Annotated in this window: 18 protein-coding genes; 11 read left to right on the top strand and 7 right to left on the bottom strand. The window is 70.6% G+C overall.

Annotated features, from left to right (window positions below; translation table 11 throughout):
• Positions 1 to 10: 10 nt before the first annotated feature.
• Complete coding sequence (locus AB0N16_RS33735) at positions 11 to 967, bottom strand: TIGR03557 family F420-dependent LLM class oxidoreductase (RefSeq protein ID WP_365803422.1); 957 nt, start codon at positions 965 to 967, stop codon at positions 11 to 13.
• Positions 968 to 1109: 142 nt separating this feature from the next.
• Between AB0N16_RS33735 and AB0N16_RS33730 the strand changes: the two genes are divergently transcribed.
• The 5 genes from AB0N16_RS33730 to AB0N16_RS33710 are packed head-to-tail and all read left to right on the top strand — an operon-like array spanning position 1110 to position 3878.
• A complete protein-coding gene (locus AB0N16_RS33730; protein WP_365803420.1) occupies positions 1110 to 1754 on the top strand; it encodes a diguanylate cyclase in 645 nt (214 codons plus the stop codon).
• A complete protein-coding gene (locus tag AB0N16_RS33725; RefSeq protein ID WP_365803418.1) occupies positions 1751 to 2416 on the top strand; it encodes a hypothetical protein in 666 nt (221 codons plus the stop codon). The genes AB0N16_RS33730 and AB0N16_RS33725 overlap by 4 nt, the downstream gene beginning before the upstream one ends.
• Positions 2413 to 2655: a BON domain-containing protein gene (locus AB0N16_RS33720; RefSeq protein ID WP_365803416.1), complete on the top strand. Its 243-nt coding sequence runs from the start codon at positions 2413 to 2415 to the stop codon at positions 2653 to 2655. The genes AB0N16_RS33725 and AB0N16_RS33720 overlap by 4 nt, the downstream gene beginning before the upstream one ends.
• Entirely contained in the window at positions 2652 to 3443 is a 792-nt protein-coding gene (locus tag AB0N16_RS33715; protein WP_365803414.1) for a metallophosphoesterase, read from the top strand. Before AB0N16_RS33720 ends, AB0N16_RS33715 begins: the two co-directional genes overlap by 4 nt.
• Positions 3444 to 3458: 15 nt before the next feature.
• A complete protein-coding gene (locus AB0N16_RS33710; protein ID WP_365803412.1) occupies positions 3459 to 3878 on the top strand; it encodes a CBS domain-containing protein in 420 nt (139 codons plus the stop codon).
• A 154-nt stretch (positions 3879 to 4032) separates the two neighbouring features.
• Here AB0N16_RS33710 and AB0N16_RS33705 read toward each other — a convergent pair whose 3' ends face one another.
• Positions 4033 to 4758 (bottom strand): anti-sigma factor antagonist, encoded by a 726-nt coding sequence (locus AB0N16_RS33705; protein WP_365803410.1) that lies wholly within the window; start codon positions 4756 to 4758, stop codon positions 4033 to 4035.
• Between the two features lie 131 nt (positions 4759 to 4889).
• Between AB0N16_RS33705 and AB0N16_RS33700 the strand changes: the two genes are divergently transcribed.
• Entirely contained in the window at positions 4890 to 5255 is a 366-nt protein-coding gene (locus tag AB0N16_RS33700; protein WP_365803408.1) for a helix-turn-helix domain-containing protein, read from the top strand.
• Between the two features lie 350 nt (positions 5256 to 5605).
• Here AB0N16_RS33700 and AB0N16_RS33695 read toward each other — a convergent pair whose 3' ends face one another.
• The 3 genes from AB0N16_RS33695 to AB0N16_RS33685 form a co-directional block, all read right to left on the bottom strand.
• Entirely contained in the window at positions 5606 to 5836 is a 231-nt protein-coding gene (locus AB0N16_RS33695) for a DUF5133 domain-containing protein (RefSeq protein ID WP_365803406.1), read from the bottom strand.
• Positions 5837 to 6329: 493 nt separating this feature from the next.
• Positions 6330 to 6614, bottom strand: coding sequence for a hypothetical protein (locus AB0N16_RS33690; protein WP_365803404.1), 285 nt, complete (start codon positions 6612 to 6614; stop codon positions 6330 to 6332).
• A 462-nt stretch (positions 6615 to 7076) separates the two neighbouring features.
• Positions 7077 to 7997, bottom strand: coding sequence for a LysR family transcriptional regulator (locus tag AB0N16_RS33685; protein ID WP_365803597.1), 921 nt, complete (start codon positions 7995 to 7997; stop codon positions 7077 to 7079).
• Between the two features lie 137 nt (positions 7998 to 8134).
• Here AB0N16_RS33685 and AB0N16_RS33680 point away from each other — a divergent pair, with 137 nt between their 5' ends.
• From AB0N16_RS33680 to AB0N16_RS33660, 5 genes are all read left to right on the top strand, one after another.
• Positions 8135 to 8218, top strand: a complete 84-nt coding sequence (locus AB0N16_RS33680; RefSeq protein ID WP_350760414.1) for a putative leader peptide — start codon at positions 8135 to 8137, stop codon at positions 8216 to 8218.
• A 139-nt stretch (positions 8219 to 8357) separates the two neighbouring features.
• Positions 8358 to 9479, top strand: a complete 1122-nt coding sequence (gene sfnG / locus AB0N16_RS33675) for a dimethylsulfone monooxygenase SfnG (protein WP_365803402.1) — start codon at positions 8358 to 8360, stop codon at positions 9477 to 9479.
• Between the two features lie 130 nt (positions 9480 to 9609).
• Positions 9610 to 10164 (top strand): NADPH-dependent FMN reductase, encoded by a 555-nt coding sequence (gene ssuE / locus AB0N16_RS33670; RefSeq protein ID WP_365803400.1) that lies wholly within the window; start codon positions 9610 to 9612, stop codon positions 10162 to 10164.
• Between the two features lie 4 nt (positions 10165 to 10168).
• Positions 10169 to 11353 carry an SfnB family sulfur acquisition oxidoreductase gene (locus AB0N16_RS33665; RefSeq protein WP_365803398.1) on the top strand — a complete coding sequence of 395 codons (1185 nt, stop codon included), beginning with the start codon at positions 10169 to 10171 and terminating at the stop codon, positions 11351 to 11353.
• A gap of 34 nt (positions 11354 to 11387) precedes the next feature.
• A complete protein-coding gene (locus tag AB0N16_RS33660; RefSeq protein ID WP_365803396.1) occupies positions 11388 to 12530 on the top strand; it encodes an LLM class flavin-dependent oxidoreductase in 1143 nt (380 codons plus the stop codon).
• Between the two features lie 6 nt (positions 12531 to 12536).
• On the opposite strand, the gene AB0N16_RS33655 is transcribed toward AB0N16_RS33660, so the two are convergent.
• Entirely contained in the window at positions 12537 to 13442 is a 906-nt protein-coding gene (locus AB0N16_RS33655) for a 3-hydroxyacyl-CoA dehydrogenase (protein ID WP_365803394.1), read from the bottom strand.
• The gene (locus tag AB0N16_RS33650) at positions 13442 to 14431 is read right to left on the bottom strand and encodes a 3-hydroxyacyl-CoA dehydrogenase NAD-binding domain-containing protein (protein ID WP_365803392.1); all 990 of its coding nucleotides are present in this window, start codon (positions 14429 to 14431) and stop codon (positions 13442 to 13444) included. Before AB0N16_RS33650 ends, AB0N16_RS33655 begins: the two co-directional genes overlap by 1 nt.
• Positions 14432 to 14639: the final 208 nt, after the last annotated feature.

The raw sequence follows: 14639 nt of genomic DNA, 5'->3' as shown, positions 1-14639 counted from the left end.
CCTCGTGCGATCAGTCCCGCAACTTCGGCAGGACCTTGGTGCGGTAGAAGTCGAAGAAGCCCTGCTGTTCCTTGCCGATCTGGTTGACGTACACGGTGTCGAACCCCGCGTCGACGAACGCCGACAGCGCCTCGACATGGGCCTCCGGATCGTCGCCGCAGGTCACGGCCTCGGCCACCTGCTCCTCGGTGACCAGCTGGGACGCCTGTGCGAAGTGGGCCGGGGTGGGCAGGACCTGCGGGAGTTCGCCGGGCAGCTGCTCGTTGGCCCACAGCCGGTGCGCGGTGCGGACCGCCTCCCGCTCGTCGGTGCCCCAGCACACCTTGAGCCCGCCGTACACCGGCTTGGTGCCGCCGCCACCGCGCCGGAAACGCTCGACCACGGACGCGTCGGGCATCATCGTGATCAGCCCGTCGCCGATGCGTGCGGCGACCTCGGTGGCCTGCGGGCCGAAGGCCGAGACGTCGATCGGCACCGGCTCGTCGGGCAGCGTGTACAGGCGGGCGTTCTCCACGGTGTAGTGCCTGCCCCGGTGGCTGACCTGCTCGCCGGTGAACAGCCGCCGGATGATCTGGAGCGCCTCCTCCAGCATCTCCAGGCGTACCGGCGCCTCGGGCCAGACGGTGCCGAGGATGTGCTCGTTGAGCGCCTCGCCCGTGCCCACGCCCAGGCGGAAACGCCCGCCCAACTGCACCGCGGCGGTCGCCGCCGCCTGGGCGATCACGGCGGGGTGGGTGCGCACCAGCGGGCAGGTCACCGCCGTCTCCACGGGCAGCGAGACCGCCTGGGACAGTGCGCCGATCACCGACCACACGAACGGGCTCTGGCCCTGGCCGTCGTGCCAGGGATGGTAGTGGTCCGATATCCACAGTGACTCGAAACCGGCCTGCTCGGCCATCCGCGCCTGGTCGACGAGTTCCGCCGGGGTGTGCTCCTCGCACGACAGGAAGTATCCGAAGGCCGCCATCGTCTCTCCTGAACCACTCGTGTGACTGGGGACCGCTGCCGAGTACCCCAATGGCCACCGGGTTGTGCATGGCGTGTCGTCCGGACGAGGAGGGGTACCGGGGAGGCGGGTCCTCGACAGACCGATCTCACGGAGGTTTCCCATGGCACTGCGTGTGCTGCCCCGGAAGGCCTGGCGGAACTGGCGGCGCTCCGACGACCTGCGGATCCCCCTCCACTCGACCGAGGTGGAGAACGCGAGTCGCCGGTTCCTGCTGTACGGCGTGCTGCCCCTGTGGGTGGTGCCCGGCCTGGCGGACTGGTGGATGCACCGGCGGACCCGGATCGAGCACACCAGTGGCACCAAGGAGTCCGTGGTCCACGCGTTGATGATGACCGAGGCCGGGATTCCGGTGCTCGTGGGGCTGCTCGCCCGGGTCAACCCGCTGGTGCTCAGCGTGATGGGCGGCGCCGCGCTCGCCCACGGCGCGACGGCCGTCTACGACGTGTCGCTGGCCGTCGGCGAACGGGAGGTCCGCCCGATCGAGCAGCACATCCACAGCTTCCTGGAGGTGCTGCCGCTCACCGCGCTGGCCTTCACCGCCTGCCTGCACGCCGACCAGGTCCGCCGCACCCTGCGAGGCGGCCGGGGGCCGCAGGACTGGCGCCTGCTCCCCAAGCAGCATCCGCTGCCGGCCAGGTACCTGGCCGGGCTCGCCGGGGCGGTCGCGGCCGGGGTCGTCGTGCCGTACGCCGAAGAGCTGCGGCGCTGCCTGCGGGCCGCGTCGCGCGAAGGGAGCCGTCGATGACAACATCGGTGGGAAACGGACAGGACGCGGCACCGGCAACCGACCTCCGTACGGCCGGCCGGGCTCCGGAGTCGCCCTCCCAGGAACAGCTCCCGCCCGATCGCAGCCAGGCCATCCTGGAGGCCGCCAAGCAGGTGGGCGCCATCCTCAAACGCGGCGGCCACAGGTTCGCACTGGCCGGGAGCGTGGCGGTGTACGCCCACGGCGGCAGCGGCACGCTGCAGCACGACGCCGACTTCTGCGTGCTGCCCGAGGACGCCGAGGCGGTGGCCGGATCACTTCGGTCGGCCGGTCTGACCGTGCGGGTGCCGCCGGAGGACTGGCTGGTGAAGACCGTCTGCTTCGACCAGGACGTCGACATCATCTTCGAACTCTCCGACCGGCCGGTCACCCCCGACCTGCTGGCCCGCGCCGAGGAACTCCCCGTGGACTCCGTGCGCATGCCGGTGCTGGCGGCGACCGATCTGCTGGTGAGCCTGAGCACCGCCTTCTCGGAGCACCACTGCGACTTCGGGGCCGTACTGCCGGTGGCCCGCTCCCTGCGCGAGAAGGTCGACTGGCGCGAGGTACGACGGCGCTGCGGTGACGAGCCGATGCCGGGCGCGTTTCTCTACCTTCTGGAACAACTGAAGGTGATCGACCCCGGACAGGAGCAGACATGAACCTCGAATACCGGGTGGCTCATGTCGCCGAGCGGCTGGCGGAGGGGCCGTGCGGCGAACTCGGGGTACGGGTCGAGATCCGGGGCGACACGGTTTTGCTGACGGGGACGGTCCCGTCCGCCGGGTGCCGCGAGGACATCCGCCGCATCGCCCACGAGGGACTGGCCGGTGTGCCGGTGCACTGCGACATCGTCATCGCGGAGACCACCCCTCCCGGCCACCCGGAGGAGCTGACATGACCCGCGTCGCGGCCGTCGGCGACATCCACATGGGCCCCGGCAGCCAGGGCACACTCCGCCCCGCCTTCGAGACACTGCCCGACTGCGCCGACGTACTCCTGCTGGCCGGGGACCTCACGCGGCACGGCACACCCGAGGAGGCGCGGGTGGTCGCCCGGGAGATCGCGGACCTCGGTGTTCCGGTCGTCGCCGTCCTCGGCAACCACGACCATCACGACAACCGTCCCGACGAGGTGGCGGCCGTCCTGCGGGAGGCCGGGGCGTACGTCCTGGAGGGCGACGCGACGGTCGTGACCAGCGGCGGGCTGCGCATCGGGGTGGCGGGCACCAAGGGGTTCGGCGGCGGGTTCGTCGGCCGGTGTGCCGGCGAGTTCGGTGAACCCGTCATGAAGGAGTTCGTGCGGTACTCACGCCGCCGCGCCGACGGACTGCGCACGGCCCTGGAAGAGCTGCATGAGCGGGAGTGCGACGTACGGATCGCCCTGACCCACTTCGCCCCCGTACCGGACACCCTGGCGGGCGAACCCCCGGAGATCTACCCGTTCCTCGGCAGCTACCTGCTCGCCGAAGCGATCGACACGGCCGGCGCCGACCTCGCCGTCCACGGACACGCGCACGCCGGCACCGAACACGGCATGACCGGCGGCGGAGTGAAGGTGCGCAACGTCGCCCAGCCCGTGATCGGAGCGGCCTTCCACGTCTATCGCCTGAATCCGCGACAGTCCGGGGAAGGACCGCGCGCCGGGGTACCCGGCTGCCGACAGCAACCTTCGAACAGTGAGAAATGAGAAAAGAGGCCAGTCATGGCCCAGCATGTGCGCGACATCATGACCAGTGACGTGGTGACCGTCGAACCGCAGGCGTCGGTGAGCGCCGTGGCCCGGGTGATGCGGGACGAGGACGTCGGCGCGGTCCTGGTGACCGAGGACGGCCATCTGCGGTGCCTGGTGAGCGACCGCGACCTGGTGGTACGGGCCTTCGCGGAAGGCGCCGACCCCGACCGGACCACCGTGATGCAGGCGGCCAGCGAGGACCTGGTCACCGTCACCCCGGACGACAGCCTGGACCGGGCGGTCCGGCTGATGCGGGAGCATGCCGTTCGCCGGCTCCCGGTCGTCGAGGGCGACCGGCCGGTGGGCATCCTCGCCCTGGGCGACCTGGCGATCGAACGCGACGAGACGTCCGCCCTGGGCGACATCAGCGCGGCCCGGCCCAACATCTGAGAGGGCCTGGCGAGGGCGAGGAGGGCAGGGCCCGGTCGGCGACCGCGCGGCGGGTGAAGAAGGGCACCCCACGGATCGCCCGGTCCGCATCACCTCCGTGTCCGGGGACAGATCGCGGGCCGCGGCCTCGGCGCGCGCCGGGCGGTCCGGCTGCTCATTCCGGGTTCTCGGCCGTCTCGCGCGCGGCGGCGACCTGAGTGACCGCCGCGGACAACTGCTCCTGCGTGGCCGCGGGCAGCGGGCCGCCCCTGATGGAGTCCACCAGTTGCCTGGCGGTCAGGTGGAGCTTGGTGTTGGTGTTCTGGGAAGTGGCCACCAGAACGCTCCACGCCTCCTCGGGGGTGAGGACGAACGCCGCCATCAGGATGCCGCGGGCCAGATCGATGGTGTCCCGCGTCTGTAGTGCTCGCCGCAGTTGTACGACCTCGGTGCGTATGTCGATTCCGTCACCGTCGACAGGAGGCGGGGTGTTCGCGGCGTCGTCGGGGTGCTCCTGCCCGTCCGGCACGGTGTCGGGGGCGAACAGCGGCAGGGCGCCCATGATCTCCAGTATCCGTTCCACGGCTGGGCTGACGTGGCTGATCGTGACTTCCTTGGAGTCCTTGAGGGCCTGCCGCCGTATGTTCAGCAGGGTGTTGAGCCCGGAGCAGTCGCAGAACCCGACACCGCCGAGGTCCAGCGCGATTCCGCGCGGCGAACGGAGGAGCGCCGAACGCAAGGCGCGCTGGAGCTGCTGGTCCGTCGTGAGGTCGAGGTCACCGCACACCGTGACGACGGTCCGGTCGCCCGCGTCGCGGCTGCGGATCGTGAGACCCGGCAGCTCGCGCGCACCGGCTCGGTCGGTCGCCCGTCCGGCACCGGACGGTTCTGGTTCCCGCATGGTCCCGCTCCCCGCGGCATTCCTGCGCTCTCCAGGTCCAGATTCACCCAGGACGCCGACATACGTCAAGAAAAACAGGAAATAAAATTCGCGTATTTTGGAGCGCGAAACTTCGGTCGTATGATCTACCCATGGGTGAAGCTCAGGAACCTCACACCGGGTGGACGTTCATCACCAATCACGCCCGCGTACTGGCCGCCATCGCGGGGGATCAGAACGTCCGCGTCCGTGACATCGCCGCACACTGCAGACTCACGGAGCGAGCCGTCCAGAAGATCATCTCTGATCTGGAGCAGAGCGGCTTCCTCTCCCATACCCGTGAGGGGCGCGGCAACATTTACCGGATCGAACCGGGCACGGCACTTCGGCACCCGGCTGAAGCCGGACTCACCGTAGCCTCCTTGCTGGCCCTGCTCGCTCAGGAAGAAGCCCACGCCACCGCTCCACCGTCCGCCACCGGCCACCAGCCGGACGACGAAGGCCCGGCGCCTTCCTGAGGCGCCGGGCCCGACAGGCCGACCACGCTTCCGCCGCAAGACCTCGGCGCGCCGAACCTCCGCTCCCGCACCATCGCGGTCAGTGCGACCTCCAGCGGCATCGCCGGTCCGGTACCCGTCCTCGCGTCGTGCGAGGTCCTTCCGGACTGTCTGGACGCCGCGGCGCAGGACGCGTGCGCAGGTGTGCGCGGCCGGCGGCGACGCGGGAGCGGGTTGGCCCCACTCGGCGGCGACAGCGGCCCCGTCGAGTTCTGCCCGTGCTGCGGCCCGGGCTGTGAGCGGGAGTGACCTCCCGGGTCGTTCGGCGGTCTGTCACGTCCCGGTGACCGAAGGTTCGCCGGGGTACGAGGTCAGCTGATGGTGAGGACGGAGTCGTCCTGGGGGCGGGCGCCGGGCAGTTGGTGCCGGGCGGCGACGAGGGCGACATCGACATCCCGCGTGCCGGTCGAGACGCACAGCGTGTAGGCGACGTCGTCCATCCGCCGCCGTGCGGCGGGGCTGCCGTTCTCGGCGTGCAGTGCGCGCAGGGTCTGGTACTGCTCGACCAGGTCCTTCAATACCGCGGGGTGAGCCATCAGCACCGGGAGCCTCCATTCACGTGAACCCGTCATCCGCGAGGCGGTTACCCCCGCCCCACGCCCTTATGCGGTCGGTTGGGGGGACAGCGGATCACGAGGCGGGCGTCCGCGCCGGAACGTGGCCAGTTCGGCACACGCCCCGCGACCTGGCACCGGGATGGCACCCCCGACGGACAACCGGGTGCTCCGACCGTCCTCCCACCTGCCACGGTGACCGTGCCCGGATCCTGCGGCGCTGCGCCTGTCCAGAACGCCGCTGAAGACCACGTTCGTCGTCGTCAACCAGTCGCTGGCCGTACTGAGCCGTGCCGGCACCTCGGACGCCGAGCTGCGCGCCGCGGCCCGGCTCGCATGCACAACGGTGGGGGACACCCTCGCCCCGACAGCTTCCGCGAACGGTGACGGCGATTCCTGAAAACGGCTGTGACCCGAGTTTTGTGAACAGCCGGATCAGCAGCGCCGGGATACCTGGGAGCCAGCCCCACTGCGGGGTTCGCTACCCAGCAGCCACGACCCGGCCGGCCGTGACCTGAGGAGGGTTGGGAAGCAGCGACGCGAGGCTGTCCCTTACGAAGTCCGCCGCCCTCTTGACCGACTCGTCGGCTCCGGCCTGGTTTTCATAGATGCTGGTAGAGACCATCACTCCATCCCCGGCGTCAATCCAGTAGTAGGCCACGAAGCCGGGTACTTGGCGGAGGATGGGGACGAATGCCTCGTCCACTCGGCGTCCTGCCTCGGCAGGATCAGTCACCCCTTCGTACCGCCGAACCACTGCGTACATGACTGATCTCCTCGCGTATCCCAAGGTCATCTTGCTCGAAACGGCATACCCCTCAGCGCGTATCTCCCGTTCGCGGCACGCCCGGAAGACGCTCGGATAGGCGCATGGGTCATCCGAACCGGGCATCTGCGGCCCTTTTGTCTGCTGTTTCGCGAGTCGGAAGAAGCCAGCACCGCGGCGACCGTCTTGGAGCCGGCCGAGCCGTGGATCGACGCGATGCGGCGGGAGGACGGGAGCGCGCCGCGCAAGCGGCAGCACATGGCCCGCCGGATCCATCTTCCGTGCACTGGAGCCGAAACAGGTGCTTACCGGCAGGGCGGAGACGTCGACGCGGAGGCGATCAGCGCCGGGGGCCGGACCCGCTGGGTCGGGTCACTGCGGACGGCCCTGTCGCCGATGCTGATCAGGCCGGTGAGCCGCGGCCCGTGCAGGGAAGTCGCCGGCCGGCGTAGAGCCCGCGGGTCAGGGCCGCCGCGCAACCGTCCCGCCCAACTCGCGGGCCCGGTGCACGAACGTCTCCAGCAGATCCCGCGCCGCCTGCGGCACCGCCTCGGCCCGGCGGCGCTGGAGCGTCAGCACCACCTCGGTGGCGTCCCCGGCCAGGGGTCGGCACACGATCGTCCCGGCGCGTTCCAACGGGTCCCCGACCACACTGAAGTCCGGCAGCACCGTCGCCCCGAGCCCCTCCGCGACCATCAGCTTCCCCATCTCGGCACCGTCGGTCGAGTACGAGAAGACGGGGGTGCGGTCCGCCAGCAGCCGGTGCACATAGCGGTGCATCACATAGCCCGTGCGCATGGCGATCAGCGGCACGCTGAGCAGGTCGTCGACCGACACCTCGGCCCGGCCCGCGAGCGGGCTGTCCGGCCGTACGCACACGACCGGACGTCCGCGCAGCAGTTCGGTGGCCTCGAAGCCGACGGGCACGTCGTCGCCGTCGAGGTGGTTCACCAGCCCCAGGTCGAAACCGCCCTCGGCGAGGCCCCGGTGGATCTCCGTCTGCTGCGCGCCCACCACCTCGACCTGGGTGACCGGATGCGTGGCCCGGAAGTCCCGCAGCACCGGGATGAGCAGCGGCACGGTCGCCGCGTTGACCGTGCCGACGCGCACCATACGGCTGATGCGGTGCTGCTCGCCCGCCGCCACCCGCAGCCGGTCCACCGCCTCCAGCACCTCGACGATGCGCGGCATCAGCTCCTGTCCGGCCGCGCTCATGGTCGCCCCGGTGCGCTTGCGCTCCAGCAGGTCGACGCCCAGTTCCCGCTCCAGGTTCCGGACGGTCTCGCTCAACGCGGGCTGCGACAGGCGCAGTTCGTCGGCCGCCCGGCGCAGTGAGCCGAGCCGGGTCACGGCGGCTATGTATTCCAGCTGTTCGGTCCGCACCCCGGCAGAATGCGTCGCCATTCGGCAGGTGTTCAAGGGTTTCCCTGTCACACGTTCGTGAAATTCAATGGTCCGCGATGCGAGACCGGTCGGGTTTTCCTTGACTGCTCTCGGCGGCGGCTGCCACCATCGACGGCATGAAGATGCGACTGGACCTCACGCGGCGACGCCACGTCGACCTCGCGCGCGTCTCCAGCGCCTCCTGTTGCGCCGCGGCCTGATCACCGGCCCACGATCCGCCGCGCCCGCCTTCTCTCTCTCCCCGCCTGAATTCACCGTTCCCGCGCATCGATCGAATTGATCGCATTGCGCGCCTCTTGAATTCCGGCGCGCCCGAAAAACTCGCAACAGGAGTTCCGCATGCCCGCCGCGCCCTTGAAATTCGCCTACTGGGTCCCCAATGTCAGCGGAGGACTCGTCACCAGCAAGATCGAGCAGCGCACCGACTGGGGGTACGACTACAACCGAGAACTCGCCGTGCTCGCCGAGAACAACGGTTTCGAGTACGCGCTCAGCCAGGTCCGCTACATGGCCAGTTACGGCGCCGAGTACCAGCACGAGTCGACCGGCTTCAGCCTCGCGCTGCTGCTCGCCACCGAACGCCTGAAGGTGATCGCCGCGGTCCACCCCGGCCTGTGGCATCCGGGCGTGCTCGCCAAGTTCGGTGCCACCGCCGATCACCTCTCGAACGGCCGGTTCGCCGTGAACGTCGTGTCGGGCTGGTTCAAGGGGGAATTCACCGCGCTCGGCGAGCCCTGGCTGGAGCACGACGAACGCTACCGCCGTGCCGAGGAGTTCATCCGCGCCCTGCGCCAGATCTGGACCGAGGACCACACCGAACTCGCCGGCGACTTCTACCGGCTGCGGGACTTCTCCCTCAAGCCCAAGCCGCTCAACACCGCCGAGCGCCCGCACCCCGAGATCTTCCAGGGCGGCAACTCCACCGCCGCACGCGCCATGGCCGGCCGGGTCTCCGACTGGTACTTCTCCAACGGCAAGGACTTCGACGGAGTGATCGAGCAGATCAATGACGTCCGCAAGTCCGCCGCCGAAGCCGGCCGTACGGCGCCGAAGTTCGGTCTCAACGGCTTCCTCATCGCCCGCGACACCGAGGCCGAGGCCCGCGACACCCTCCGCGAGATCATCGCCAAAGCCGACAGCGAGGCCGTCGAGGGCTTCGGCGCGGCCGTGAAACAGGCCGGCCAGTCCAGCGCCGACGGCAAGGGCATGTGGCAGGACTCCACCTTCGAGGACCTCGTCCAGTACAACGACGGTTTCCGCACCGGGCTGATCGGCACCCCCGAGCAGATCGCCGAGCGCATCGTCGCCTACAAGCAGCTCGGCGTCGACCTCCTTCTGCTCGGCTTCCTGCACTACCACGAGGAGGTCGAGTACTTCGGCAAGCGGGTGCTGCCCCTGGTCCGCGAACTGGAGGCGGGACTCCCGGACCGCGCGCCCGAGTCCGCCCCGGCCCACGCCTGACCGTCCCCCCGGCCCACGCCTGATCGTCCCCCCGGCCCACGCCTGATCGTCCCCCCGGCCCACGCCTGATCGTCCCCCCGGCCGGGCGCCCGTCCCGCACGGGTACCCGGGCTCCCAGAAAGAGGCACCCATGGCCACCGTCCTCTCTGTCTCCGGCAGCCCCTCCGCCTCCTCGCGCACTGCCCGGCTGCTGCGCCATCTGGACCAGCGGCTGATCGCCCACGGACACGAGGTGATCCCCCTCGACGTCCGTACCGTCCCCGCCGAGGCGCTGCTCGGGGCGGACTTCCGGCACCCGGCGATCGTCGAGGCGACCGAGCTGTTCGCACGCGCCGACGGGGTCGTCGTCGGCACCCCCGTCTACAAGGCGTCGTACTCCGGTGTGCTCAAGGCCCTCCTCGACCTGCTCCCGCAGTACGCGCTCACCGGCAAGACCGTGCTGCCCCTGGCCACCGGCGGGTCCACCGCGCACGTCCTCGCCATCGACTACGCGCTCCGCCCGGTGCTGAGCTCCATGGGCGCCGCCCACATAGTCCAGGGCTGGTTCACCCTCGACAAGGACATCACCGTACGCGAGGACGGCACGCTCGCCCTCGCACCGGCCACCGCCCAGGCGCTGACCCCGATCGTCGACCAGTTCTCCGCCGCACTCGGCAGCCGGCCCGTCCTCGCCGCGGCGGGCTGAACAGATGACCGCGCATGTCATCACCGACGAGGCGGAGGCCCTCGCCGTGGCGGCGGCCCTGGCCGAGGAGTTCCGGGCCGGGGCGGCCGAGCGGGACGCCGAACGCCGGCTGCCCCGCGCCGAGCTGGACCGGCTGTCCGCCTCCGGCCTGCTGGCCGTGACCGTCCCCGCCGAGTACGGGGGAGCGGACGTCAGTGCGCTGACCCTCGCCGAGATCTTCCGGCTGCTCGGCTCGGCCGACGCCAGCCTCGCCCAGATTCCGCAGAGCCACTTCGTGTACGTCAATGTGATACGCCGTCAGGGAACCGAGGAACAGCGGAAGTTCTTCTTCGCCGAGCTGCTCACGGGTGGCCGGCTCGGGAACGCGCAGTCCGAGGCGGGTACCAAGCACGTCCAGGACATCCGGACCCGGCTGGAACGCACGACGGACGGCTCTTATGTGCTGCGGGGCATCAAGCACTACTCGACCGGCGCCCTGTTCGCCGACTGGATCCCCGTCCTCGCCCGTGCCGAGGACGGCAACCTGCACGTCGCCTACGTCCCCCGGGACGCGCCGGGCCTGACCGTCGTCGACGACTGGGACGGCATGGGGCAGCGTACGACGGCCAGCGGGACGGTCCGGCTGGACGGCGTGCCCGTGCCCGCCGACCGGGTGCTGCCCCACCATCTGACCTTCCAGGGGCCGCAACTCCACGGAGCGGTGGCCCAGTTGCTGCATGCCGCCATCGACGTGGGGATCGCCGGGGCGGCGCTGGCGGAGGCGGCGGAGTTCGTGCGCACCAAGAGCCGGCCGTGGTTCGAGAGCGGGGCGGAGACCGCCACCGAGGACCCGTTGCTGATCCAGCGGTTCGGTGAACTCGCCCTCCAGGTAAGGACGTCCGAGGCGCTGCTGCGCGAGGGCGCCCGCGCGGTCGACGCGGCGGGCGCCCGGCTCACCGACGAGTCGGCCGCCGAGGCGTCCATCGCCGTGGCCGCCGCGAAGGTGCGGGCGGCCGAGGCGGCCGTGGCCGTCGCCGGAGCGCTCTTCGAGGTGTCCGGGACCCGCTCCGCGCTCAACTCCCTGAATCTCCACCGGTACTGGCGGGACGCCCGCACCCACACCCTGCACGATCCGCCGCGCTGGAAGATCCAGCACATCGGCCGGTACGTGCTCAGCGGCACCCTGCCGCCCCGCCACGGCCTGCTGTGATGCCCTCAGGTCCTTCTCGATCGGAGAACCCCTCGTGTCCCTGACCTTTCACTGGTTCCTGCCCACCAACGGGGACAGCCGCCATGTCGTCGGCGGCGGCCACGGCACCCCGGCGACCGCCTCCGGCCGGGACCGGCCGCCGACGGTCGCCTACCTGAGCCAGATCGCCAAGGCGGCGGAGGACCTCGGCTTCGTGGGGGCGCTCACCCCCACCGGCGCCTGGTGCGAGGACGCCTGGCTGACCACGGCCATGGTCAGCCAGCACACCGAACGGCTGAAGTTCCTGGTCGCCTTCCGGCCGGGCTTCGTCTCGCCCACGCTCGCCGCGCAGATGGCGTCCACGTTCCAGCGGCAGACCGGGGGACGGCTGCTGCTCAATGTGGTGACCGGGGGCGAGAGCCACGAGCAGCGGGCCTACGGCGACTTCCTCGACAAGGACGCGCGGTACCGCCGTACCGGCGAATTCCTCGACGTGGTACGGCAGTTGTGGGAGGGCAAGACCGTCGATCTGGCAGGCGAGCACCTTCGGGTCGAGGAGGCGAAGCTGGCCCGGGTGCCGGATCCGGTGCCCGAGGTGTACTTCGGAGGGTCCTCGCCGGTCGCCGGGGAGGTCGCGGCCCGGTATGTGGATGTGTATCTGACCTGGGGGGAGCCGCCGGCCCAGGTCGCCGAGAAGATCGCCTGGATCCGCGGGCTGGCGGCGGAGCAGGGGCGCACCCTGCGGTTCGGGATCCGGCTGCACGTCATCGCCCGGGACACCTCGGAGCAGGCCTGGGCCGAGGCGAACCGGCTGCTCGACGGGTTCGACCCGGAGACCGTGCGGTCGGTGCAGACCGGGCTCGCCCGCAGTGAGTCCGCGGGGCAGCAGCGGATGCTGGCGCTGCACGGCGGCCGACGGGACGCGCTGGAGATCCATCCCAACCTCTGGGCGGGCATCGGGCTGGTGCGCGGCGGCGCGGGCACCGCCCTGGTCGGCTCGCACGAGGAGGTCGCCGCGCGCATCAAGGAGTACGCGGCCCTCGGGATCGAGGAGTTCGTGCTGTCCGGATATCCGCATCTGGAGGAGGCGTACTGGTTCGGGGAAGGTGTGCTGCCCCGCCTGGCCGCGGAGGGGCTGTGGCGGCATCCCTTCGGCAGGAGCGACGCTCCGTCGGCGCAGGTGCCGTTCGCGTCCTGAGAGGCCCTAGGTGTGCAGCACGGCGCGGGCGATGCCCGTGAGGTTGCCCTGCGCGGCGAGGATCTCCTTGCGGTCCGAGCCGTCGAGACCGGCCGCGTAGACGCTCCCCGCCAGGTCGGTCACATACATGTGGTAGCCGTCCGGGTCGAGGGCGATGCCGATGCCTTCCATCAGGTGGGTGAGCAGGATCTCGGACGTCCAGAGACCGTCCGGCGGATCCAGCGGGGAGCGGTTGACGGTGTTGCCCTTCGGCGGGTCTCCCCGGTCCGTCCAGTACAACGTCCGCTCTCCGAGGTCGATTTCGAGGTCTATCGGTTCGGGCAGGCCGTTGAACAGCTCCTCGATGTCGGTGCGCCGGGTCGCCGTCTCCCCGGCGGGCACGGCGAGTCCGGCCCGCAGGATCCTGCCGAGTCCCGCGTCGCTGGGGCCCTTCTGGGACCAGTAGAGGTTTCCGCCGACGGGATCGACGGCGACGCCCACGCACCAGTTGGTCTCGTCGCGGCTGTCCTCGTCGCCCTGCCCGGTCTGCACGAGGGTCTCGATGCCCGAGCCGTCGAGGTCGCAGCGCATCACCCGCATGCCCTCGCGGTCACCCCAGTACAGCTTCCCCTCCGCGGCCTCCAGATGGAGCTGTTTCGGCGTGTGCGTGGCCCCCTCGGGGACGATCGTCGTCCGGTTGCCGCCGTCCAGGTCCACGCGCTCGATCGAGCCGTCGTTCTCCGAGGGCACACCCATGTTCGTCCAGTAGATGTGTCCGGCCGACATGTCTACGGCGACGCCGTCGGGGATCCGGCACCCGGTGACGAGAATCTTCTTGTCGGAGCCGTCGGGGTTCACGGAGAACAGCCGGCCGCCGCCGCTCGCCTCCAGCACGAACAGCTTTTCCGTGTCGCCCGTCACGTTCCCGCCCATCACGATCCCTCCTTCGCGTCCGGTGTGGCCGCCGTGCCGGTCGGGCCGGACGGGTCGTGCTGCGCGCGCACGGCCAGCAGGGCCGAGAGCATGGCGTCACGCCTGGTGGCCAGGTCGTCGACCGAGTGGCCGTCCGCCTCCTTGAGGACACCGCTCACGATGGTCTCCTGGAGTTCGGGAGTGAACTCGGGGGTGCCCAGCTTGTTCCAGGACTCGACCATGACCGGCATGAGGGTGTCCATGAAGTGCTGAATGCCCCCCTCTCCACCGCCGAGGTGCCACAGCAGATGGGGACCCATGACGCCCCAGCGCAGCCCCGGCCCCCAGGACACCGCGTCGTCGGAGTCCGCCACATCGAGCACGCCCTCCTGGACCAGGTACACGACCTCGCGGTACAGGGCGGCCTGGATGCGGTTGGCGACGTGCCCGGGCAGCTCCTTCTTCAGGTGGATCGGTTTCTTGCCGATCGAGGCGTAGAACTCCATGGCGCCCCGGACCGTCTCCGGAGCGGTCCTCGTGCCGCCGACGACCTCGACCAGCGGGACGACGTGCGGGGGGTTGAAGGGGTGGCCGATGACGGTCCGTTCCGGGTGCCGGCACTCGGCCTGCATGACGCTCATCGTGATGGTCGACGAACTCGACGCGATGACGGCGTCCAGGGGGGCGGCGGCGTCGATGTCGGCGAACAGCTTGACCTTGAGCTCCGGGCGCTCGGGGGCGTTCTCCTGCACGAAGTCGGCGTCCGCGACGGCCTGACGCATGTCGGTGGTGAAACCGAGGCGTTCGGGCGAGGCGCCGGGCGCGAGTCCGATCGAGGCGGCCGTGTCCCACGCGCCCGCCACGTACGACCGCAGGGCCGCCTCCGCGGTCGGGGCCGGGTCGGTCGCGATGACGTCGAAACCGCGGACGAGATAGTGCGTCGCCCAGCTCGCGCCGATCGTCCCGGTCCCGACGATCGCCACACGGTGGACGGGCCTGTGCGTTGCCATGAGTGATCACTGCTCCTGACGGTCCGAGAAGGGCGCGGTGTGCATGGGGCAACCCTCGGCCCCCGGAAGGGCCGGCGCATCGGGCCGCGCGCCCAGGATTCGGAGGCTTCCTTGGTACCCCGGCACAGGGCGTGTTCCGCGTTGGTACCCGGACACCAAATCGGCGGGCAACGTGGTGTCCCGCGCCCAGTGGCTGTGCCTGCGCTCC

It is taken from the genome of Streptomyces sp. NPDC051105, from assembly GCF_040682795.1.
Classification (GTDB): domain Bacteria; phylum Actinomycetota; class Actinomycetes; order Streptomycetales; family Streptomycetaceae; genus Streptomyces.
Note: the sequence above shows the minus strand (reverse complement) of the source record. Positions and strands in the feature narration are given on the sequence as shown.